Here is a 19,632-nt window from a genome sequence, read left to right as displayed (position 1 = left end):
CGCATGCGCCCTGCCCTGCTCCTGCTTCTCCTGCTCGCCGGCCCCGCGCTCGCGGATGACACGACCGAGATCGGCCATGTGAACACGGCGCTGACCAATCTCGGCCTCACGCGCAGCCATCGCGTCGTCGTCGAGCGCTTCACCGACCCCGAGGTGCCCGGCGTGGTCTGCCATGTCAGCCAGGCGCGCACGGGCGGCATCGCGGGCATGGTGGGCGTGGCCGAGGATCCGGCGCGCTTCGCCCTCGCCTGCACGGCGACAGGCCCGGTCACGCTGACCGACGCCGTCCGGCGCGGCGAGCGGGGCGAACGCGTCTGGGAGGCCTCGACCAGCTTCCTCTTCAAGGAGACGCGCGTGCATCGCTTCGTGGACGAGGGGCAGCGCATCCTCGTCTATCTCGCCTGGAGCACGCGGCTGATCGACGGCTCGCCCTACAACGCCCTGGCGACCATTCCCTACCGCTGACGCGTCATAGCGGCGCGCATTCCTGCGCCAGCCAAGCATGGACGGCCGGCTCGAGCGCGGGGCCGACCTCGGCCAGCACGCGCGCGTGATAGGCGTTGACCCATTCGCGCTCGGCCGCCGTCAGCAGCGCGGGCTCGACCAGCGCGCGGCAATAGGGCGCCAGCGTCAGCGTCTCGAACTCCAAAAAGGGCTTGGCCTGGTCGGGCTGCGGTGCGGCATCGCGCGCCAGCAGCAGGTTCTCGATGCGGATGCCGTAATGGCCCGGTAGGTAGTAGCCCGGCTCGTCGGAGAGGATCATGCCGGGGCGGATGGGGACGACGCGCGCGGCGCGGCTGAAGGCCACCGGCCCCTCATGCACCGAGAGGAAGCTGCCCACGCCATGGCCCGTGCCGTGGTCATAGTCGAGCCCCGCATCCCAGAGCGGGCGGCGGGCGATGGCATCCAGGTGAGGCCCGGCCACGCCGGCCGGGAAGCGTACCGTGGCGAGCGCCACATGGCCGCGCAGGACGGCGGTGTAGCGGGCGCGCAGCGTGGCCGGCGCCGCATCCGGGCCGCTCCAGAGGGTGCGGGTGATGTCCGTCGTGCCATCCGGATACTGACCGCCGCTGTCGATCAGGTAGCACTCGTCGGGGTTGATGCGGCGGTTGGTCGCCTCGGTCACGCGGTAATGCACGATGGCGCCGTTCTCGCCAGCGCCGGAAATGGCGGGGAAGCTCTCCGCGACGAAACCCGGCTGGCGGCGGCGTTCCATCAGCAGATGGGCCGCGGCCGAGATCTCGGTGAGCTGGCCGCGCGGCGCCTCGGCCGCGAACCAGGCGAGGAAGTTCGCGACGGCCACCGCATCGCGCCGATGCGCCCGCCGCGCGCCCTCCTGCTCGGTCGCGTTCTTGGTGGCGCGCGGCAGGCGCGTGGGGTCCTCGCCCGCGATCACGCGCGCGCCGGCGTCGCGCAGGCTGGAGGCGAACCAGGCCGGCGTCGCATCCGCATCCACGCGCACCGCCCGGCCGGCCAGGTCGCCCAGCGCGCGCGGCAGATTCGCGCGCGGCTCGATGGCGACACGGTTGCCCAGATGAGCCCGCGTCGCCTCCGGCACGCGCTCGGGCGCATGCAGGAAGACCCGGACGGAGGCATCATCATGCACGAGCGCGAAAGCGAGCGGCATGGGCGTATGGGCGAGGTCGGCGCCGCGCAGGTTGAGCAGCCAGGCGACGGAATGCGCGTCGGCCAGCAGGGCCGCCTGCTCGCCCGCGGCGCGCAGGCTGGCCGCCAGCGCCTCTCGCTTCGCCTCGGCGCTCTCCCCCGCGAGGTCGGGGCCATGCGGCAGCACGACGGCGGCCGGAGGCGCTGGCCGGTCGTGCCAGATCGCGTCCAGCGGATTGGGTGTCAGCGGCGTCAGGTTCAGGCCCGCCAGGCGCTTGAGGAAGGCTTCGCTGTGCAGCCAGGGATCGTAGCCGAGCCGGAGTTCGCCCGCATGCTCGCGCAGCCAGGCCTCAGGCGGCTCCTCGATCAGGTGGCGGCGCTCCCAATGCGCCGCGTCCGTCTCGGCGGCCACCTGGGTGGTGTAACGCCCATCGGTGAAGACGGCGGCGCGGTCCGGCAGCACGATGGCAAGGCCGGCGCTGCCGGTGAAGCCGGTGAGCCAGGCGAGGCGCTCGCCCGAGGGAGGCACGTATTCGCCGAGATGCTCATCCGAGCGCGGCACCATGAATCCGTCCACGCCCTGCGCGGCCAGCGACTGGCGCAGGGCGGCGAGGCGATCGGCTTTGGTTAACATCTGGAGCCCCGTCGTTAAGACATGTGTCCACAATATGACATGCTCTCAGCGCATGTCTGAAACTTGAGCTTCGCACAACCTGTCCTGGCCGCAATCCCCTACATCATGGCCATCCGGACGGCGCCGCCGTCCCCCACAACAGGACCACAGATCATGACCCGCATCACCCCAGCCGAAGCCGTGCTGCTGATGCCCCAGAGCTCCCTCCATGGGGCCCCCCGCAACGCCGAGGCCGAGCGCATCGCCGCCATCATCGCCGAGGCGCGCCAGGCGCGCGACCGTGCGCTGGCCGAGCGCATCCGCGGCTTCTTCCACGGCCTGCGCGCCGTGCTGACCGCCCTGCGCACCCGCCGCGAGACGATCGAGCAGCTGCGCGCGATGAGCGACCGCGAGCTGGCCGATATCGGCCTGACCCGCGGCAACATCACGGCAACCGCCGTGGCGGCCACGCCGATGGCGGCGAACGACCAGGCGGAGACCCGCGTGGCCGCCTGAGCCGCGAGGCAGGACGAAACGGGAAGGGCGGCGGGGCGAAGCTCCGCCGCCCTTTTTCGCGCGCCTATTGCGAGGAACGGCCCGCCTGGTAGCCGCGCTGCCAGGCCTGCTGCTCCGCCTCGCGCGTGCGGCCGACGAGGTAGCCGCCGGCGGCGCCGATGCCCGCCCCGGCGAGCGCGCCCCAGCCGGCATTGCCCGAGAAGGAGCCGACAATCGCGCCCGTCGCCGCACCGAGGCCGGCACCGCCGGCCGTGAGACGGCCCGTGTCAGACATGTTCTCGCAGCCGCCGAGGGCCAGGGCGAGCACGGGAACCAGCAGGATCTTGCGCATCTCTCTCATCCTTCGCGTCACGAGGCGCGGCGCGCCGGGCGGCGCGGGCAGGGATAGGCGGCGGTGGCGAAGCGCACCACGCCCTCGGCGGCCGAGCTGCCGGCATATTGGGGATTGGCGCCCGCCCAGGTCACGAAGGCGCCGGTGATGCTGGCCACCGTCGGGCGCGGATCGGGCAGGCAGAAGAAGGGGCCGACCCGGCTGCCGCGCTGCGTCAGCTCGCCATGGAACTGACCCACCGCCAGCAGGAAGCCGTGGCAGAAATTCACCGCCGAGACCACATTGGGGTCGGACGGCCCGGCGGCGCAGAGCGCCGCGAGGTCGGAGGTCTTGCCTCCCACGAAATTGTCCGGCGTCACCTGGGCCAGCGCCGGGGCGCCCGCCAGGGACAATGCCGCGGCCAGAGCGGCCCCGGTCCATCGTGTCGTCATGCTCTCTCTCCCTCCCCGGCCGGCGCCGGGCTCGCTCGATTCACCACCAAGGGCTTCACCACCAAAGACTGCGCCAGCGTCCCGGCCGCCGCAACATGCTTGCGCCATACCCCCGCGCCGCGTGCATGCCGGCCCCGGCGACAACCTCGGTTGCGGCGAGCGGGCCGGTTCGCTCACATCCGGACATGTCCCAAGACGCCGTTCATTCCGCCAAACGCATCCTCTGGGTCGCGATCATCGCGGCGGCGGCCACCTCCAGCCTCGCCATGGGCATCCGGCAGACCTTCGGGCTGCTGCTGCTGCCGCTGGCCGCCGAGAACGGCATCGCCCCCTGGGCCTTCGGCCTCGCGGTCGCGCTGCACAACCTCACCTGGGGCCTGGGCCAGCCTGTCTCCGGGGCGATGGCCGACAAGCACGGCTCGGGCCGCGTCATGGCCATGGGCGGGGTGTTCTACCTGATCGGCTGCGGCCTGCCGGCGCTGTTCCCCTCCAACGCCACGGTGATGATCGGGATCGGCGTCTTTTCGGGCTTTGGCGTGGCCTGCGCCGGCACGGGCCTGGCGCTGGCCGCCATCGGCCGGCTCGCGCCGCCCGAGAAGCGGGGCGAGTACATCGGCATCGCAAGTGCGGGCGGCAGCCTGGGCCAGGCGGCCATGGTGCCGCTCACCTTCTCGGCCATCGGCGGCTTCGGCGCGGCGGGCGCCCTCATCATGCTGGCCGCCTCGGCCGTGCTGATCATTCCGCTCGCGCGCAACATCGAATGGCGGCCCGCGCCCCGCAGCGGCCCGCCCGCCGCGGGCCTCTCCGGCCTGCCCGCGCTTGCCCGCCGCTCGCTGGCCGATCGCGACTTCGCGTTGCTGACCGGCGGCTTCTTCGCCTGTGGCTTCCAGCTCGCCTTCCTGACCACGCACCTGCCCTCGCACATCGCGCTCTGTGGCCAGCCGGCGGCGCTCGGCATGGTGGCGATGACGATGATCGGGCTGTTCAACATCCCGGGCTCCTGGTTCTGCGGCTGGCTGTCCAGCCGGATCAAGCCGGAGACGGGACTCGGCTGGATCTACCTGGTCCGCACGCTCGCCATCGCCGGCTTCGCGGTGGCGGCGCCCAGCGAATGGGGGACGATCCTCTTCGCCGCCGTGATGGGCTTCGTCTGGCTCGGCACCGTGCCGCTGACCTCGGCCGCCATCGCGCGCCGCTTCGGCGTGGGCGACCTCGGTGCGCTCTATGGCGTCTGCTTCTTCAGCCACCAGATCGGTGGCTTCCTGGGCGCGGGCTCGGGCGCGGTGCTCATGGCCTGGACCGGCAGCTACGCGGCCTTCTGGCCGGTCATGATCGTGGTCGGCCTCACCGCCAGCGTGCTGAACTGGATGGCCAAGGCGCCCGGCGCGCGGGGGACCCTTGCAACAGCGGGTTGATCCGCCCCAAATGGGGTGAAACCAACCGCTTCCGGGATCCCTCGCCGTCATGATCGACCCCTTTGGGCGACATATCAGCTACCTCCGCGTGTCGGTCACGGACCGCTGCGACCTTCGCTGTGTCTATTGCATGGCGGAGGACATGACCTTCCTCCCCAAATCCGAGGTTCTGACGCTGGAGGAGCTGGAGCGGCTCTGCGGCACCTTCATCGACCTCGGCGTGCGCAAGCTGCGCCTGACGGGCGGCGAGCCGCTGGTCCGCAAGAACGTGATGTCGCTGGTGCGCGGGCTGGGCGCGCGCATCGGTTCCGGCCTGGATGAGCTGACGTTGACCACCAACGGCACGCAGCTGACCAAGTACGCGGATGAGCTGGCGGCCGCCGGCGTGCGGCGCATCAACGTCTCGATGGACACGCTGGATGCCGCCGCCTTCAAGGCCGCGACGCGCTGGGGCGAGCTGGACAAGGTTCTGGATGGCATCTTCGCCGCCAAGGCCGCGGGCCTGCATGTGAAGATCAACGCCGTCGCTCTGAAGGGGCTGAACGAGCATGAGTTCGACCGCATGCTGGCCTGGTGCGGCGAGCACGGCTTCGACCTCTGCCTGATCGAGACCATGCCGCTCGGCGAGATCAGCGAGGACCGGACGGACCAGTTCCTGCCGCTCTCCCTGGTCCGCGCCCGCCTCAAGCAGAACTGGACGCTGAACGAGAGCAGCCACACCACGGGCGGCCCAGCGCGCTACTACGACGTGGCCGAGACCGGCACGCGCCTCGGCTTCATCACGCCGATGACGCATAATTTCTGCGAAAGCTGCAACCGCGTGCGGCTGACCTGCACCGGCACGCTCTACATGTGCCTGGGCCAGGAAGATGCGGCCGACCTGCGCGCGCCGCTCCGCGACCCCGAGCTGGGCGAGGAGGGCCTGCGCGCCGCCATCGCGGAGGCCATCACGCGCAAGCCCAAGGGCCATGACTTCGTCATAGACCGCCGGCGGGCCGCGCCGGCCGTCGCGCGCCACATGAGCGTGACCGGCGGCTGATGCTGAACGACCTCGTCACCCGCCTGACCCTGCCGGGCCTGCCGGAATGGACCGGGCTCGTGGCGCTGCTCATCCTGCTGCTGCTGGCGGTCTGCCTGCTGGTCATGCCCTTCTCGGTCTTCGGGCTGAAGGGCCGGCTGGACTCGATCGAGGCGCAGCTCGACGACCTCCGCGCGGAGCTGCGCATGATGGCCGCCCGCCCACCTGAGGCGCGGCGCGAGAGCTGGGACGCCATGCCCAACATCCCCGAGCCCTATGCGCCGCCGCCCCCGTCCGGCCGGGCCGAGCCGCGCATCTCCTGGCCGCGCCAGCCTTGAGGCTCGGCCGCCGCGCCGCCCTTCTGGCGCTGCTGCCGCCGCTTCCGGCCCTGGCCCAGCCGGTGGACCACAAGCAGGGCGTGCTGGGCCATCTGTCGGCGCAGATCGGCACCAACAACACGCCGCAGATCCTGGCCGACCCCGCGGTGCGCCGGACGCTCGCAAGCCTGCTGGGCGAGCCGGGGGTGCGGTTGCTGGCCAGCAACCTCCAGCTCGTCGCTCCCATCGCCTTCGACGGCACGGCCCTGGTGCTGCGCGGCGCCCGTCAGCAGGCGCTGGGCGAGCAGGAGGCCTTCCTCTCGATCCGTCCCCGTGATGGGATCATGGAGGTCGCGATCCTCACCGGCGGCCGCGTGCGCTTCGTCTCCCAACGCCCCTCGGGCGAGCGGAGCGAGATGCTCGATCCGCAACTCCTGCGCTGGGGCGTCGGCCGCGGCGTCCCGCTCGATGAACGCCGCGTCCCGCCCGCCACCAGATAGGCCCTGCCATGCGCATTTCCGCCATCCAGATGAACCAGACCAGCGACAAGCAGGCCAATCTCGACCAGGCGCGCCGCCTGATCGAAGGCGCGCTGGCGGCGGACCGCCCGGACATGGTCACCCTGCCCGAGACCTGGACGAATCTCGGCGGCGGGCGCGAGGCACGGGCGGCCGCGGCGGAGGTGCTGCCCGAGCCGGGCGGCACGGGCGGCGCGGCCTATGAGTTCCTGCGCGGCATCGCCAAGGGCGCGGGCATCCATGTGCATGGCGGCTCGATCATCGAACAGGGGCCGGAGAAGTTCTTCAACACGACTCTGGTCTTCGACCCCACGGGCCGCGAGATCGCGCGCTACCGCAAGATCCATCTGTTCGACATCACGGGCCCGGACGGCACCGGCTATCGCGAGAGCGCGCTCTACGGCGCGGGCGATGCGCTGGTCACCTTCGAGGCGGGCGGCGTGAAGTTCGGCTGCACCATCTGCTACGACATGCGCTTCCCCGAGCAATATCTCGCGCTGCGGCGGGCGGGGGCGGAGGCGATCCTGGTGCCGTCCAACTTCACGCTGATGACCGGCAAGGACCATTGGGAGGTGCTGCTGCGCGCGCGGGCCATCGAGACGCAATGCTGGGTCATCGCCGCCGCCTCCTGGGGCGCCTATGAGGAGCGCGGCGCGACACGGCAGGTCTATGGCCATTCGCTGATCGCCGACCCCTGGGGCCATGTGGTCGCCAAGGCGAGCGACGGCATCGGCTGGACCACCGCGCGGCTCGACGCCGCGGTGACGGCCCGCGTGCGGCGCGACATGCCCGTGCTCGAACACCGGCGGCTCGCGTGAAGATTTCGTTTCTCGCCTCGACGACAGAGCCCGCGCAGGAAGCACGCGCGCGCCTCGTCGCCCTCTATGGCGACCACCCGCCACAGGAGGCCGAGGTGATCGTGGCGCTGGGCGGCGATGGGCTGATGCTCGAGACCCAGCACCGCTTCCTCGGCCGCAATCCGCCGATCTACGGCATGAATCGCGGCAGTGTGGGCTTCCTGATGAACTCCTACCGCGAGGAGGACCTGCCCGCGCGGATCGGCGCCGCCCAGGCGGCGCACCTGCATCCCTTGCGCATGCGCGCGCATTCCGCGAGCGGCACGCATGCGGCCCTGGCCATCAACGAGGTCTCGCTGCTGCGCGAGCAGCGCCAGGCGGCCAAGCTGCGGATCCTGGTGGATGGCAAGGAACGCCTGCCGGAGCTGATCTGCGACGGCATCCTGATCTCCACCCCGGCCGGCAGCACCGCCTACAATCTCTCGGCGCATGGGCCGATCGTGCCGCTGGATGCGAGGCTGCTGCCGCTGACGCCCATCTCCGCCTTCCGGCCACGCCGCTGGCGCGGCGCCCTGCTGCCCTCCAGCGCGCGCGTCGTCTTCGAGGTGCTGGAGCCCGACAAGCGCCCCGTCTCCGCGACGGCGGACTACACCGAGGTGCGCGACGTCCGCAGCGTCGAGGTGCGGGAGGATCGGAGCATCACGATGACCATGCTCTTCGACCCCGACCGCAGCCTCTCGGAGCGGATCATCGCCGAGCAGTTCACGGTGTAGTCCGCGGATACTGGAGCAGCAGGATCTCCGCCCCCTCCGGCCCCGCCTCGGCCAGGAAGGCCGCCTCGTCGGGCGGCACGAAGAGCGCGCTGAGCCGGCCCATCACCTGGCCCTCATGGCGGATCGAACCGGTGGTCACGAGCATGCTCTGCCCTGCCCCGCGCGCGGGATCAGGCGCCGAGAGGCGCCCATGCGGCGGGATCCGTAGCATGAGGATGGCGAGGCCGTCCGGCTCGCCCAGCACCATCTCCGTCACCGCCTCGCGCCGGGCGGCCAGCGCCTCGGCCGTGCTGGGCAGGACCGGGTCGGCCAGCACGTAGCGCTTGGGGCCGCGCGACATGCGGGCCTTGGAAGCGGGCAGGAATTGCGCGCCCGTGCCATCGGCGCTGGCGCGCAGGGTGAAGTATTTCAGCCCGCCCTCGTCCGGCGTGATCGGGCCATAACCCGTGCTCGCTCCGGCGAAATGCGCCATGATCGGCTGCACCGCATGCCGGCCGATGGCGCCGCCGCCCTCCACCACCACCTGGAACTGGTCCACGAAGTGGAAATGCGGATGCACCACCGCATTCACCTCCTGCTCGACCAGGAAGGCCTGGGGCGGGCGTGTCTCGCCCGGCGCGGGGGGCGTGTAGTCCAGCGCGCCCATCGCCTTGGGATCGACCGAACTGGATCCCTTGGGCGACGGCGGCGGGCCGAAATAATCCGTCCGCCAGAGGAGCCCGCCCTCGGGGGCGACGCGGGAGAAGCGCGTGGGTGCCGCGGCCTCGGCCGAGGTGGCGTAGATCATGGCGTTTCCCTCACTCCTTTTCGTGCCGCATTCGCACCGGCTCACATCTCAGGTTGCCAGGACAAATCCGAGCCTCCCATAATCTGCCGAGAGAAAATGGCCCAAGGCAAGGGCGGCATAGGGGGAAACTCATGAATAGCTACGGACAAATCCGGCGCGCGCTCTTGGCCGCCCCCATGCTGGCGCTGGCGGGGCAGGCGCAGGCCCAGGCCTGGCCGGCGCGCCCCATCCGCATCCTGGTGGGTTTTCCGCCCGGCCAGGCGACCGACACCATCGCCCGCCTTCTTGCCGAGAAGCTGGGTGAGAATCCTGGCTGGTCCATGGTGATCGAGAACCGCCCCGGCCAGGGCGGCAGCCTCGCCGCCGCCGCCGCCGCCCAGGCCGCGCCCGATGGCTATACCCTGCTGCTCTCGGCCACCGCGCCGCTCGCTACCAACCCCAATCTCTATTCCAACATCGGCTATGATCCGGCGCGCGACTTCGCGCCGATCACGCTGGTGGCGAACCTGCCCTTCGTGCTGCTGGTGAACGCCAATTCCCCAGCGCGAACCCCGGCCGAGCTGGTCGCCATGGCCCGCGCGCGGCCCGGGCAGGTCACCTTCGGCACGCCGGGCAACGGCACCACGGCGCATCTCATCACCATGATGTTCTCCCGCGCGGCGGGCGGGCTCGACATGACGCATGTGCCCTATCGCGGCGGGCCGCAGGTCCTGACCGACCTGCTGGCCGGGCGCATCGACTTCATGTTCGAGACGGAGGTCTTCTCGCTCCCGCATATCCAGTCCGGCCGGGTGCGGGCGCTGGCGCTGACCACCGCCAACCGATCCGACCGCCAGCCCGACCTGCCGACGCTGGCCCAGAGCGGCATGCCGGGCTTCGATGCCGCCGCCTGGCTCGGCCTGGTCGCACCGGCCGGGACGCCGGCGCCGATCATCCTGCGCATCAACCAGGAGATCCATCGCATCCTGGCCGAGCCCGCGATGCGCGAACGCCTGGGCGGCCTGGGCGCGCAGGTGCTGACCAGCACGCCCGAGCAGTTCGCCGCCTTCATCCGCAGCGAGGGCGTGAAGTGGGGCAACGCCATCCGCGAGAACAACGTCCGGCTGGATTGAGCGCCTGGTCGCGCGCTGGGCGTGGATCGACCGCTCAAATGAGCGGCGCGAGTCGCCCCGGATTCCGCTCCGCCAGGATCGGCCGCACCCAGCGGCCGAAGCGCTCGGCCTCCTCGTCATGCAGGTAACCCGAGAGGCAGAAGCTGTGGCAGCCGATCGCGATGAAGCGCTGCAGCACATCGGCGCATTGCTGCGGATTGCCGACCACCGCGACACCCGCGCCCTGGCGCGCCTTGGCCAGGCCCGCCCAGAGGTTGGGCGCGATCAGCCCGCCCGTCTCCGCCAGCAGCGCCTGGACGCGCTGGTTGGCGACCGAATTGGCGATGTTGGCGCGCACCGCGGCACTGCGCTCCTCGCCCACGTCGCGCACCAGCTCATGCGCGGCGGCCCAGGCCTCCTCCTCCGTCTCGCGGCAGATGATCTGCAGCCGCATGCCGAAGCCGATCGCCTCGCCCCGCCCCTGCCCTTCCGCCATGCCGCGGATCTCGGCCATCTGCTCCGCGATCGTCTCCGGCCGGTCGCCCCAGAACAGGTGCACATCGGCATGCGCGGCGGAGATCTCCCAGGCCTGGCGTGAGCCGCCGCCCAGGTAGAAGCGGGGATGCGGCTGCTGCAGGGGCCGGGGGATCACGCGCGCGCCGCGCAGGGTGTGGAACCTACCCTCCCAATCGAGCGGCGCCTCGCCGGTCCAGAGCGCCTTCATGATGGCGACCTCCTCCGCCATCAGCGCGTAGCGATCCTCCTTGCCGTAGCGGATGCCATCGGCCGCATTCTCCGCTTCCGACTGACCGGCGATGAGGTTCACCGCGATGCGCCCGCCGGTGAGCTGGTCGAAGGTCGTCACCATCTTCGCGAGCATCACCGGGTTGATGTAGCCCGGGCGGGCCGCCACCAGCATGCGGATGGAGCTGGACCGCCCCGCCATGAAGGCCGTGGTCACCCAGGCCTCCCAGCAGGGGATGGCGACGGGCACCAGCAGGTATTCGAAGCCCGCCGCCTCGGCCGCGCTCACCACGCGGTCGAACATCGCGGTGCTGGAGGGAACCACATTCGGCCCCTCGGCATAGCTCGTGGTGTCCCCATTGGTCGGCAGGTACCAGCCGAATTCCAGGGGCCTCATGCCTCGAGCAGCGCCTCGACCGCGGCGCTGATGGCCAGCAGCCGCGCATCGCCCATCGCCTCGCCCATCAGCATGAGGCCGACCGGCGCATCGCCCGGCAGGTGGCAGGGCAGGCTGATGGCGCAGCGGTCGAGGAAATTCGCGATGGTCGTGTTCCGCAGCAGCAGCAGGTTGATGCGGTTGTACTCGGTCTCCTCGGTCACCTCGGCGATCGCGGGCGGAATCAGCGGCACGGTCGGGCAGATCACCGCGTCATAGGGCGCGGTGCGCGGCGCGGTCGCCGCGATCACCTCGGCACGGGCCTGCACGACGTCGAGGTATTCGGCGGCACTCATGTGCTCGCCCCGGGCGATGCGCTTGAGGATGCGCGGATCATAGCGCGGACCGTCGCTGGCGATCAGGTGGCGGTGCCAAGCATAGGCCTCGGAGGCAGTGAGGCCGCCCTTGGCGTTGATCTGCGGCATGCGGTCCAGCTCGGGCAGCGTCACATCCTCGAGCTTCACGCCCGCCGCCTCCAGCCGGGCGAGGGTGCGCGCATAGGCGCGTGCCACCTCGCCATCAATGCCCTCCTCCACGATGTTGTTCAGCACGCCGAAGCGCAGGCCGGAGAGGTTCACCTCGGGCAGCGCCGGCGGCGTCTCGGCTCCCGCGATGATCGCATCCAGCACCTGGCAGCAGCCCACCGAGCGCGCGAGCGGACCCACGGAATCAAGCGAGGGCGAGAGCGGCAGGACGCCCGTGATGGGCACGCGCCGCGCCGTCGGCTTGAAGCCGACCACGCCGTTCAGCGCCGCCGGGATGCGGCAGGAGCCGCCGGTATCGGTGCCCAGGCCGCCAAAGCCCATGCCATCGGCCGCCGCGACACCCGCGCCAGAGGAGGAGCCGCCCGGCAGCCGGCCCGTCTTGCGGTCCCAGGGGCTGGAGGGCGTGCCGTAATGCGGGTTCACGCCAAGGCCGGAGAAGGCGAATTCCGTCATGTTGGTGCGACCGATGACGATGAAGCCCTGGCGGTTCAGCCGCTCGATCACCGGCGCCGGCGCGGTGGCGGGCTTGGCACCGTCCCGCGCGACGGAGCCCGCGTGCGTCACCTGCCCGGCCTCGTCGAAGAGATCCTTCACGGTGATGGGGATGCCGGCGAAGCGGCTGGGTGCGCGGCCCGCCTGGCGGAGCGCATCCATGGCGAGCGCCTGCTCGCGCGCGGCCTTGGCGTGCAGCGCGGTAAAGACGCGCGGCCCCTCCCCCTCCGCTGCGCGCGCCAGCGCTTCCTCCACCAGGGCGGTCGCGGTGATGCGGCCGCTCTCGAGGGCGATGGCGGCATGGGCGATGGTGGGGTGGGCGTGGCGGGGCATCTGGCCGTCCTGCTGGATTTGCGACAGCCTGACTATGGAAGGACAACGCTCATGATGAAACCCATCCTCCTCACCGGCGCCTCAGGCGCCCTCGGCCGCATGCTGGCCCGAGAGCTGGCCGCGGCCGGCATGACGCTGCGCCTGACGGACATCGCTGCCTTCCCGGACGCGGTGCCCGAGGGCTGCAGCTTCATCCGCGCCGATCTGAACGACGGCGTCACCATCGCGCGCCTGGCGGAGGGCTGCGCCGCCATCCTGCATTTCGGTGGCATCTCGGTGGAGCAGCCCTTCGAGGACATCCTCGGGCCCAACCTGCGCGGCCTCTTCCACATCTATGAGGCGGCGCGGCGGGAGAAGGCGCGGGTCGTCTTCGCCAGTTCCAACCACACGATCGGCTTCCACGAGCAGGGGCAGAGCCTCGACCTTGACTGCCAGTTCCGGCCGGACGGCTTCTACGGCCTGTCGAAGGCCTATGGCGAGCTGATGGGACGGCTCTACTGGGACAAGCACGGCGTGGAGAATGTGAACCTGCGCATCGGCACCTGCCTGCCCGAGCCGCGCGACGCCCGCGCGCTCTCCACCTGGCTCTCCTACCCCGATCTCGCGCGGCTGGTGCGGGCCTGCGTGGCGGCAGAGCGCACGGGCCATGCGGTGGTCTGGGGCGCCTCGGCCAATCCGGCGAGCTGGTGGGCCAAGGATCACCGTGACCGGATCGGCTGGGCGCCCCGGGACAGCGCGGAGGTGTATCGCGCCCGTCTGGAGGGCGTGCTGCATCCGGATGAGGTGGGCCGGCGCCACCAGGGCGGCGCCTTCTGCGTGGCGGATTATTCCAGGCCCACGCCGCCGCCGCGCGACGCCTTCAGCCTCGAGTGAGCGGCCAGCTTCCGGTCAGCAGGGGGAAGGGATGGTCTGCAACTCGCCGAGCCGGCCATCTACGACGAATTCGCCGAAATCCATCTTCAGCTCATCCGCCACGCCGTTCTCGTAGTAGCGCAGGCTGACCTCGTAGTCGGGCGTGGCGGCGCCGCCGCCCTGGCCGGTGGTGTTGCGCTCGAAGAAGGCGATGCGCATGCGCGCGCTGGACAGGGTGGAGAGCAGCGGGAAATTCGCGTTGGGCTGCGGCGCCAGCCAGCCGCCGGAGATGATCGTCGTGGTATCCTGCGCGCCATCGGCCGAGGTGCCATCGAAGAGCGGCGCCACGAAGATGCGCTGCCCCGCGCGCGCCGCGGCCAGGCTGCGGATGGTGTGGATCATCGGCAGGATGGTGCCGGGCGGCAGTTCATCCTCCGTCGCGGCCGGCTCCTGGTAGCGGATGCGCCCGCCCTGCGGCGTCACGCTCGCCTCGCCCGCCACGCGGGAGGTGACGGCGCCGCCCGTCATCTGCGTGAGCGAGAAGCGCAGCGAGGAACCGTCCTTCGCCTCCAGCGTCGCATAATCCGAGGTGGTCTCGACGATGTTGCCGTCCCGGTCGCCCACCAGCAGCGTGAAGCGCTGGCGCGAGGCCCAGGCGTCACAGGCGTCGATCACCTCGAAGAGCATGATGCCCTCGGCCTGCTCGATGCTGGCATTGTCGCGCACGCTGTCGAGCTTCAGGCGATAGGCGGCGCGATGCGCCAGCATGTTCTCGGAGCCCGGCTCGGCGGCCAGGCTCGGGGTGGCAGGGAGGAATCCGGCCAGGAAGGCGGCCAGGGGAAGCCAGGCGAGGCGGCGGCGGAGGTTCATGCGCTGCTACATAGACCAGAATGAACCCGCCTGGAATCGCGCTCTTGGTAACCTTTCCTGTCAGGCCGAGAGCATCATCAATCCATCCACCGCGACGCAGCCATCGGGGCGGCAGACCAGCGGGTTGATCTCCGCCTCCTCCAGCCGGTCGCCCATCGCGGCCGCGAATCCCGAGAATTGCGCGATGGCGGCGGCGATCTGCTCCACCGGCAGCTTCGGGCTGCCGCGGAAGCCATCCAGCAGCGGGAAGGCCTTGAGGCTGCGCAGCATGGCCATGGCGCCCTCGGGCGAGACGGGCGCCACGTCCAGCGCCACATCCTTCCACAGCTCGGCCTGCACGCCGCCCAGGCCCACCAGGACCATGACGCCGAATTGCGGGTCGCGCCGGGCGCCCAGGATGAGTTCGACGCCGCGCGCCTCCATGCGCTGCACCAGCACGCCATCCACCCGGGCCTTGGGGGCGTGCTTCGCAACCCCCGCCATGATGCGGCCGAAGGCGGCGGTGACGGCGGCGGCGTCCGCCAGGTTCAGCTCGACGCCGCCCACCTCGGTCTTGTGCGCGACATCGGGGCTGTCGAGCTTGAGCACGACGGGGAAGCCCAGCGCCTGCGCGGCGGCCACGGCGCCTGCCGCATCCTTGGCGCGATGCTCGGACACCACCGGCAGGCCAGCGGTGGCGAAGGCGGATTTGGCGGCGGCCTCCATCAGCGTGGCGGCCCCGGCCGGAATGGCGGCGGCAGCCGCCTTGGCGCGGGCATCCACCGTGCCGGCAGCGGGCTTCGGATCATGCCGTTCGAACCACAGGCTGAGCGCCTTCATCATCCGGCGCATGCTACGGAACAGCACGAGGTTGGGGCTGACATCCACGGCCTCGGCGCCCGGGCCTTCCAGGCTCTCGGGAATCCAGGCGATGCAGATGGGCTTGCCGGTGGCGGCCGCCATCGGCTCCAGCGTCTTCATGCGCGTCGGCGTCGCGGCGGGGGCCGGGTTGTGATAGACCACGGGGAAGACGACGGTCGCGTATTGCTCGTCATTGAGCATCGCGAGCATGCAGTCCTCAAAGGATTTCGGATTGGTCGCGACCTGCGCCGTGAGGTCGCAGGGGTTGCGCGGGCTGCCGAAATCCGGGATCGCCGAGCGCAGCACGCGCTCCGTCTCGGGCGCGGGCTGGGGCAGCGGCAGGCCGGCGAATTCCGCGTGGTCGGCCGCCATGATGCCCGCTCCACCCGAGGGCGTGACGATGCCCACGCCACGGCCTTTCGGCGGCCCCGCCTTGGCGAAGAAGCCGGCCGTTTCCAGCAGCGCGTCGAAGTCACCCACCTCCAGCATGCCGGCGCGCTTGAACCCCGCCGACCAGGCGGCGCTGCTGCCGGCGAGCGAGCCGGTGTGAGAGGCCGCCGCCTTGGCACCCACCTCGCCACGCCCGAGCTTGAGGACGACGATGGTCTTGCCCATGCTCGCCGCCATCTCGCCGAGCAGGAAGAGGCGCCGCGCGTCGCGCAGGCCCTCGACCGCCAGCGCGATGCTGCGGCATTCGGGGATGGTGAGCTGGAAGGCCGCGAGGTCGCAGACATCGAGGTCCGTCGCATTGCCCGCCGTCGTCATGTGGCACATGGCGAAGCCGCGCTCGGCCGCCTGCATCAGCGCATAGCCGAGCGCGCCCGACTGGCTGACGACGCCGACACCGCCGGCCGGCGCCGTCATCTTCACGTAGTCCGGCATGAAGGTGGCGCCAACGCGCTGGCGATGATCCACGAAGCCCAGGCAATTGGCGCCGAGCAGCGGGAAGCCCATGCGCCGCGCCGTCTCGCGCAGTTCCTGCTCCTCCACCGCGCGCTCGGGCAGGTCGGTTTCGCCATAGCCGGAGGCGTAGATCACGGCGCCGCCGCCGCCCTTCTTCGCCAGCGCCTGCACCGCATCCATCACGCCCGGGCGCGGCAGGGCGATGACGGTGGAATCAGGGGCGCCCGGCAGGTCCGCGACGGAGGCGAAGCAGGGGCGGCCATGCAGTTCCTGGCCCGCATATTTCGGGTTCACGCACCAGACCGGGCCGTCGAAATCCCGCATGTTCTGCACGGTGCGCGCGCCGAAACCCGTGGGCTCGGCCGAGACGCCCACCACGGCGAAGCTGCGCGGCGCCAACAGGCGCGTGAGGCTCTGGGGGTCGCGCAAGGCTTCCACGCTGGACATCGGATATTCGCTCCCTGTGATTTCGTTGGGCGCCATTCGGAAGCAGGCGGGGCGTTTCGACAAGCCCCCGCCAGGCTTCGTTCACATCATGCCGGTCACGCGCGGCAGCCAGAGCGCGATGCCAGGGAAGACGACGACGAGGGCGAGGGCCACGAACATCGCCAGGATCATCCAGATCACCCAGGGGATGGTGCTTTCCATGGTCACGCCCGCGATGCGGCAGGACACCATCAGGTTCACCGCCATGGGTGGCGTGAACTGGCCAATCGCGATCTTCATGGTGAGGATCACGCCGAACCAAGTCAGGTCCCACTCGAAGGCACGGGCGATCGGGATCAGCACCGGCAGCAGGATGAGGAAGGTGGAGACGCCGTCCAGGAACATCCCGATGAAGACCAGCGCCACCATCAGCAGCGCGATGGTCCCGTATTCCCCAAGCCCCAGCCCCACGATCCAGCCGGCGATGGGCTGCACGATGCCGAGCGTGGAGGTGGACCAGGCGAAGACGCTGGCCAGCGCGATGATGATGAGAATGACGGCAGAGATCTCGCCCGCCTCCACCAGCATCTCGTAAAGATCTTTCAGCGTCATGCTGCGATAGATCACGAATCCGACGAAGAGGCCGTAGAACACCGCCATCACCGCCGCTTCCGTCGGCGTGAAGGCGCCGATCCGCATGCCGCCCAGGATGACGACGGGCGCCATCAGCCCCCAGATCGCCTCCTTGAAGCTCTGCCAGAGCGAGTTCTCGTCGCGATCGGGGTTCTTGCCGCCGAAATCCTTCAGCCAGGAGATGATAAGGATGGGCACGATGATGGCCACACCCGCGAGAATCCCTGGGAACATGCCCGCCATGAAGATCGCCGGCACCGAGACGCCGGGCACCATCACCGCATAGACGATGAAGGCGATGGAGGGTGGGATGAGGATGTCGGTCGCCGCCGCCGCGCCCACGGTGGAGGCGATGAAGGGGCGCGGATAGCCGTCCTTCACCATGCCGCGCGTCACCACCTGGCCCACCGCGGCCGAAGTCGCGGGGCCCGAGCCCGAGATGCCGCCGATGATCATGGCGACGAGCACCGCGACGGAAGCGAGCGCCCCGCGCCCGGCACCGACCAGCGCGGTCGCGAATTTCACGAGGCGGAGTGCGACGCCGGTGCGGTCGAAGACGCAGCCCACCAGCACGAACATGGGGATCGCGATCAGCGGGTATTTCGCGATGCCGGCATAGACGTTGGTCGGCATCGCCATCAGCGTCTGGTCGGCCAGCGCGATGGCAAGCGCGCCTGCCAGGCCGAGCGCCACCGCGATGGGCACGCCCGCCAACAGCAGGATCATGAACATGAGGAAGAGGACAGTGCCAATCATTGGTCCGCTCCGCGGCCGGGGCCGATCATCCGTCCTCTCCCCGCGCGAGGCGGATGATGCGGCCCAGCGCGCGCCCGATCACCAGGATGGCCAGCAGCGGCAGCCAGACGGTGTAGAGCCATTGCGGATGGCCGAGGCCGGGCGAGAGCACCTCGAAGTCATACTCGTCCCAGACCATGCGGCCGCCATACCAGAGGATCAGCCCGAAGCAGATGATGAGCAGGCCAAGCCCCATGATTTCCGCCACGCGGCGGCGGCCGGGGTTCATCTTGTCCACGAAGAAGCCGATGCGGATATGCCGCCCACCCGCGGTGGCCAGCGCCGTGCCCACCATGGCGACGACCACCATCAGCGCCACGGAGTATTCCTCGGTGAAGGCCAGTGAGATGTTGGAGAGATAGCGCGTCACCACATTCGCCGCCGTGATCAGGGCCATGGCCCCCATCGCGGCGGCGAGCAGCACGCGCTCCAGCGTCAGCGGAACGCGCGTCTTCGGATCGGGCGGCGTGGCCGTCGGGTCGAAATCGGCGGCCATCAGGCGTGCGTCACGAGGCGGCGCGGATGGCGGCTTCCGCCTTGCGCACCAGGTCGTTGCCGATGGTGCCGGACCAGCGCTCATAGACCGGGCGCAGCGCCGTCGCGAAGGCCTGCTTCTGCGCCGCCGTCAGCGTCGTCACTTCCACGTTGCGGTTGCGCAGTTCCACCAGCGCGCTGTCATCCGTGCCGGGAATGCCAAGGCCGCGGCGGGCGAGCGCGATGTTATTGCGCGCGGCCTCGCGGGCGCATTCGCGCACAAGCTCCTGGTCGGCGGGCGTGAAGCTCGCCATCACGCTCTTCGAGAGGCCGAAGATCAGCGCGTCATTCACATAGTTCCAGATGGTCATGTGGCGCTGGGCCAGCGTGTCCATGCGGAAGGCGAGGAAGAGATTGACCGGGTTTTCCTGCCCATCCACCGCGCCCGTGCTGAGTGCCGGCTGCAGGTCGGCGAAGGACATCTGCAGCGGGTTGGCGCCCAGGCCATTGTAGATGTCGTTGAAGATGGCGCCGGCGGCGAAGCGGATCTTCAGCCCGCGCAGATCGGCCGGCGCGCTGATGGCGCGGCGGGAATTGCTGATCTCGCGGAAGCCGTTCTCGCCGAAGGCCACCGCCGTCACGTCGCGCCGGTCCATGATGCCGACCAGGTCACGCCCCACCTCGCCATTGATCAGCGCGTCGAAGGCGCGGTGGTCGGGCATCAGGAAGGGCAGCTGGAAGATGCCGGCCTCACGCACCTGCGGCGCGATGTTGATGGTGCTGAAGACGCAGAAGTCGATGATGCCCTGGCGCATGGCGAGCAGCTCGCGCGTCTGGTCGCCGCCGACCAGCTGGCTGCCCGGATAGACGCGCACATTGATGCGGCCATTGGAGCGCTGGGTCACCAGCTCGGCCCATTGGAAGGCGCCTTCGGCGAAGGGGATGGGGCGGTTGCCGACGACGGAGAGCTTGTATTCGGGGCGGTAGGCCGGCTGCGCGCCACCGATCCGGGGCGCGGCAAGGAGGGCGGCGCCGCCCGCCAGGAGGGTGCGGCGATGGGTCTTCAGGCTCATGCGGGTCATCTCCTCCAGGCGGCTTTTGCGCGCCGCGTTTCGGGTGCCACAATGCCGCCGGGCA

Annotated in this window: 21 protein-coding genes; 10 read left to right on the top strand and 11 right to left on the bottom strand. The window is 70.4% G+C overall.

Annotated features, from left to right (window positions below; translation table 11 throughout):
• Window positions 1-3: 3 nt before the first annotated feature.
• Window positions 4-465 carry a CreA family protein gene (locus tag R9Z33_RS07145; protein ID WP_318650616.1) on the top strand — a complete coding sequence of 154 codons (462 nt, stop codon included), beginning with the start codon at window positions 4-6 and terminating at the stop codon, window positions 463-465.
• A gap of 4 nt (window positions 466-469) precedes the next feature.
• Here the strand turns inward: R9Z33_RS07145 and R9Z33_RS07140 are convergent, their stop codons facing one another.
• The gene (locus tag R9Z33_RS07140) at window positions 470-2,239 is read right to left on the bottom strand and encodes an aminopeptidase P family protein (protein ID WP_318650615.1); all 1,770 of its coding nucleotides are present in this window, start codon (window positions 2,237-2,239) and stop codon (window positions 470-472) included.
• A gap of 153 nt (window positions 2,240-2,392) precedes the next feature.
• On the opposite strand from R9Z33_RS07140, the gene R9Z33_RS07135 reads away from it, so the two are divergent.
• A complete protein-coding gene (locus tag R9Z33_RS07135) occupies window positions 2,393-2,734 on the top strand; it encodes a DUF1127 domain-containing protein (RefSeq protein ID WP_318650614.1) in 342 nt (113 codons plus the stop codon).
• A gap of 64 nt (window positions 2,735-2,798) precedes the next feature.
• Here R9Z33_RS07135 and R9Z33_RS07130 read toward each other — a convergent pair whose 3' ends face one another.
• Together R9Z33_RS07130 and R9Z33_RS07125 are read right to left on the bottom strand one after the other, a co-directional pair.
• Window positions 2,799-3,065, bottom strand: coding sequence for a glycine zipper domain-containing protein (locus R9Z33_RS07130; protein WP_318650613.1), 267 nt, complete (start codon window positions 3,063-3,065; stop codon window positions 2,799-2,801).
• Window positions 3,066-3,082: 17 nt separating this feature from the next.
• Window positions 3,083-3,496, bottom strand: coding sequence for a Rap1a/Tai family immunity protein (locus R9Z33_RS07125; RefSeq protein WP_318650612.1), 414 nt, complete (start codon window positions 3,494-3,496; stop codon window positions 3,083-3,085).
• Window positions 3,497-3,681: 185 nt separating this feature from the next.
• On the opposite strand from R9Z33_RS07125, the gene R9Z33_RS07120 reads away from it, so the two are divergent.
• The 6 genes from R9Z33_RS07120 to R9Z33_RS07095 are packed head-to-tail and all read left to right on the top strand — an operon-like array spanning window position 3,682 to window position 8,334.
• Window positions 3,682-4,911: an MFS transporter gene (locus tag R9Z33_RS07120; protein WP_318650611.1), complete on the top strand. Its 1,230-nt coding sequence runs from the start codon at window positions 3,682-3,684 to the stop codon at window positions 4,909-4,911.
• Between the two features lie 49 nt (window positions 4,912-4,960).
• Window positions 4,961-5,950, top strand: a complete 990-nt coding sequence (gene moaA / locus R9Z33_RS07115) for a GTP 3',8-cyclase MoaA (RefSeq protein ID WP_318650610.1) — start codon at window positions 4,961-4,963, stop codon at window positions 5,948-5,950.
• A complete protein-coding gene (locus R9Z33_RS07110) occupies window positions 5,950-6,267 on the top strand; it encodes a hypothetical protein (RefSeq protein ID WP_318650609.1) in 318 nt (105 codons plus the stop codon). Before moaA ends, R9Z33_RS07110 begins: the two co-directional genes overlap by 1 nt.
• Complete coding sequence (locus R9Z33_RS07105; protein ID WP_318650608.1) at window positions 6,264-6,746, top strand: hypothetical protein; 483 nt, start codon at window positions 6,264-6,266, stop codon at window positions 6,744-6,746. The genes R9Z33_RS07110 and R9Z33_RS07105 overlap by 4 nt, the downstream gene beginning before the upstream one ends.
• An 8-nt stretch (window positions 6,747-6,754) precedes the next feature.
• Window positions 6,755-7,582 carry a carbon-nitrogen hydrolase family protein gene (locus R9Z33_RS07100; RefSeq protein WP_318650607.1) on the top strand — a complete coding sequence of 276 codons (828 nt, stop codon included), beginning with the start codon at window positions 6,755-6,757 and terminating at the stop codon, window positions 7,580-7,582.
• On the top strand, window positions 7,579-8,334 hold the full coding sequence (locus tag R9Z33_RS07095; RefSeq protein ID WP_318650606.1) for an NAD kinase: 756 nt from the start codon (window positions 7,579-7,581) through the stop codon (window positions 8,332-8,334). The genes R9Z33_RS07100 and R9Z33_RS07095 overlap by 4 nt, the downstream gene beginning before the upstream one ends.
• Here R9Z33_RS07095 and R9Z33_RS07090 read toward each other — a convergent pair.
• Window positions 8,324-9,121 (bottom strand): hypothetical protein, encoded by a 798-nt coding sequence (locus R9Z33_RS07090; RefSeq protein WP_318650605.1) that lies wholly within the window; start codon window positions 9,119-9,121, stop codon window positions 8,324-8,326. The two genes, R9Z33_RS07095 and R9Z33_RS07090, sit on opposite strands and share 11 nt — an antisense overlap.
• A 131-nt stretch (window positions 9,122-9,252) precedes the next feature.
• Between R9Z33_RS07090 and R9Z33_RS07085 the strand changes: the two genes are divergently transcribed.
• Window positions 9,253-10,233, top strand: coding sequence for a Bug family tripartite tricarboxylate transporter substrate binding protein (locus R9Z33_RS07085; protein ID WP_318650604.1), 981 nt, complete (start codon window positions 9,253-9,255; stop codon window positions 10,231-10,233).
• Window positions 10,234-10,267: 34 nt separating this feature from the next.
• Here the strand turns inward: R9Z33_RS07085 and R9Z33_RS07080 are convergent, their stop codons facing one another.
• Both R9Z33_RS07080 and R9Z33_RS07075 read right to left on the bottom strand, forming a co-directional pair.
• Window positions 10,268-11,353 (bottom strand): LLM class flavin-dependent oxidoreductase, encoded by a 1,086-nt coding sequence (locus tag R9Z33_RS07080; protein ID WP_318650603.1) that lies wholly within the window; start codon window positions 11,351-11,353, stop codon window positions 10,268-10,270.
• Window positions 11,350-12,702: an amidase gene (locus R9Z33_RS07075; protein WP_318650602.1), complete on the bottom strand. Its 1,353-nt coding sequence runs from the start codon at window positions 12,700-12,702 to the stop codon at window positions 11,350-11,352. The genes R9Z33_RS07080 and R9Z33_RS07075 overlap by 4 nt, the downstream gene beginning before the upstream one ends.
• A gap of 54 nt (window positions 12,703-12,756) precedes the next feature.
• Between R9Z33_RS07075 and R9Z33_RS07070 the strand changes: the two genes are divergently transcribed.
• A complete protein-coding gene (locus R9Z33_RS07070; RefSeq protein WP_318650601.1) occupies window positions 12,757-13,575 on the top strand; it encodes an NAD-dependent epimerase/dehydratase family protein in 819 nt (272 codons plus the stop codon).
• A 15-nt stretch (window positions 13,576-13,590) separates the two neighbouring features.
• Here the strand turns inward: R9Z33_RS07070 and R9Z33_RS07065 are convergent, their stop codons facing one another.
• The 5 genes from R9Z33_RS07065 to dctP form a co-directional block, all read right to left on the bottom strand.
• Window positions 13,591-14,424 carry an EipB family protein gene (locus R9Z33_RS07065; RefSeq protein WP_318650600.1) on the bottom strand — a complete coding sequence of 278 codons (834 nt, stop codon included), beginning with the start codon at window positions 14,422-14,424 and terminating at the stop codon, window positions 13,591-13,593.
• Between the two features lie 60 nt (window positions 14,425-14,484).
• Complete coding sequence (locus R9Z33_RS07060) at window positions 14,485-16,614, bottom strand: acetate--CoA ligase family protein (protein ID WP_318650599.1); 2,130 nt, start codon at window positions 16,612-16,614, stop codon at window positions 14,485-14,487.
• A gap of 81 nt (window positions 16,615-16,695) precedes the next feature.
• Window positions 16,696-17,982 carry a TRAP transporter large permease gene (locus R9Z33_RS07055; protein ID WP_318650598.1) on the bottom strand — a complete coding sequence of 429 codons (1,287 nt, stop codon included), beginning with the start codon at window positions 17,980-17,982 and terminating at the stop codon, window positions 16,696-16,698.
• A 25-nt stretch (window positions 17,983-18,007) separates the two neighbouring features.
• Window positions 18,008-18,517 carry a TRAP transporter small permease gene (locus R9Z33_RS07050; RefSeq protein WP_318650597.1) on the bottom strand — a complete coding sequence of 170 codons (510 nt, stop codon included), beginning with the start codon at window positions 18,515-18,517 and terminating at the stop codon, window positions 18,008-18,010.
• Window positions 18,518-18,527: 10 nt separating this feature from the next.
• The gene (gene dctP, locus R9Z33_RS07045) at window positions 18,528-19,568 is read right to left on the bottom strand and encodes a TRAP transporter substrate-binding protein DctP (protein WP_318650596.1); all 1,041 of its coding nucleotides are present in this window, start codon (window positions 19,566-19,568) and stop codon (window positions 18,528-18,530) included.
• Between the last annotated feature and the right edge of the window lie 64 nt (window positions 19,569-19,632).

The sequence above is a fragment of the Sediminicoccus rosea genome (assembly GCF_033547095.1).
In the GTDB taxonomy this organism is placed as follows: domain Bacteria; phylum Pseudomonadota; class Alphaproteobacteria; order Acetobacterales; family Acetobacteraceae; genus Roseococcus; species Roseococcus rosea.
The sequence above is the reverse complement of the archived record's forward strand: the minus strand, read 5'-3'. Positions and strand labels throughout refer to the sequence as shown.

Bases quoted from the DNA above. Each gene is read 5' to 3' on its own strand.
- R9Z33_RS07145 (WP_318650616.1), top strand. From the start codon at position 4: ATGCGCCCTGCCCTGCTCCTGCTTCTCCTGCTCGCCGGCCCCGCGCTC.
- R9Z33_RS07140 (WP_318650615.1), bottom strand. From the start codon at position 2,239: ATGTTAACCAAAGCCGATCGCCTCGCCGCCCTGCGCCAGTCGCTGGCC.
- R9Z33_RS07135 (WP_318650614.1), top strand. From the start codon at position 2,393: ATGACCCGCATCACCCCAGCCGAAGCCGTGCTGCTGATGCCCCAGAGC.
- R9Z33_RS07130 (WP_318650613.1), bottom strand. From the start codon at position 3,065: ATGCGCAAGATCCTGCTGGTTCCCGTGCTCGCCCTGGCCCTCGGCGGC.
- R9Z33_RS07125 (WP_318650612.1), bottom strand. From the start codon at position 3,496: ATGACGACACGATGGACCGGGGCCGCTCTGGCCGCGGCATTGTCCCTG.
- R9Z33_RS07120 (WP_318650611.1), top strand. From the start codon at position 3,682: ATGTCCCAAGACGCCGTTCATTCCGCCAAACGCATCCTCTGGGTCGCG.
- moaA (WP_318650610.1), top strand. From the start codon at position 4,961: ATGATCGACCCCTTTGGGCGACATATCAGCTACCTCCGCGTGTCGGTC.
- R9Z33_RS07110 (WP_318650609.1), top strand. From the start codon at position 5,950: ATGCTGAACGACCTCGTCACCCGCCTGACCCTGCCGGGCCTGCCGGAA.
- R9Z33_RS07100 (WP_318650607.1), top strand. From the start codon at position 6,755: ATGCGCATTTCCGCCATCCAGATGAACCAGACCAGCGACAAGCAGGCC.
- R9Z33_RS07090 (WP_318650605.1), bottom strand. From the start codon at position 9,121: ATGATCTACGCCACCTCGGCCGAGGCCGCGGCACCCACGCGCTTCTCC.
- R9Z33_RS07085 (WP_318650604.1), top strand. From the start codon at position 9,253: ATGAATAGCTACGGACAAATCCGGCGCGCGCTCTTGGCCGCCCCCATG.
- R9Z33_RS07080 (WP_318650603.1), bottom strand. From the start codon at position 11,353: ATGAGGCCCCTGGAATTCGGCTGGTACCTGCCGACCAATGGGGACACC.
- R9Z33_RS07075 (WP_318650602.1), bottom strand. From the start codon at position 12,702: ATGCCCCGCCACGCCCACCCCACCATCGCCCATGCCGCCATCGCCCTC.
- R9Z33_RS07070 (WP_318650601.1), top strand. From the start codon at position 12,757: ATGAAACCCATCCTCCTCACCGGCGCCTCAGGCGCCCTCGGCCGCATG.
- R9Z33_RS07065 (WP_318650600.1), bottom strand. From the start codon at position 14,424: ATGAACCTCCGCCGCCGCCTCGCCTGGCTTCCCCTGGCCGCCTTCCTG.
- R9Z33_RS07060 (WP_318650599.1), bottom strand. From the start codon at position 16,614: ATGTCCAGCGTGGAAGCCTTGCGCGACCCCCAGAGCCTCACGCGCCTG.
- R9Z33_RS07055 (WP_318650598.1), bottom strand. From the start codon at position 17,982: ATGATTGGCACTGTCCTCTTCCTCATGTTCATGATCCTGCTGTTGGCG.
- R9Z33_RS07050 (WP_318650597.1), bottom strand. From the start codon at position 18,517: ATGGCCGCCGATTTCGACCCGACGGCCACGCCGCCCGATCCGAAGACG.
- dctP (WP_318650596.1), bottom strand. From the start codon at position 19,568: ATGAGCCTGAAGACCCATCGCCGCACCCTCCTGGCGGGCGGCGCCGCC.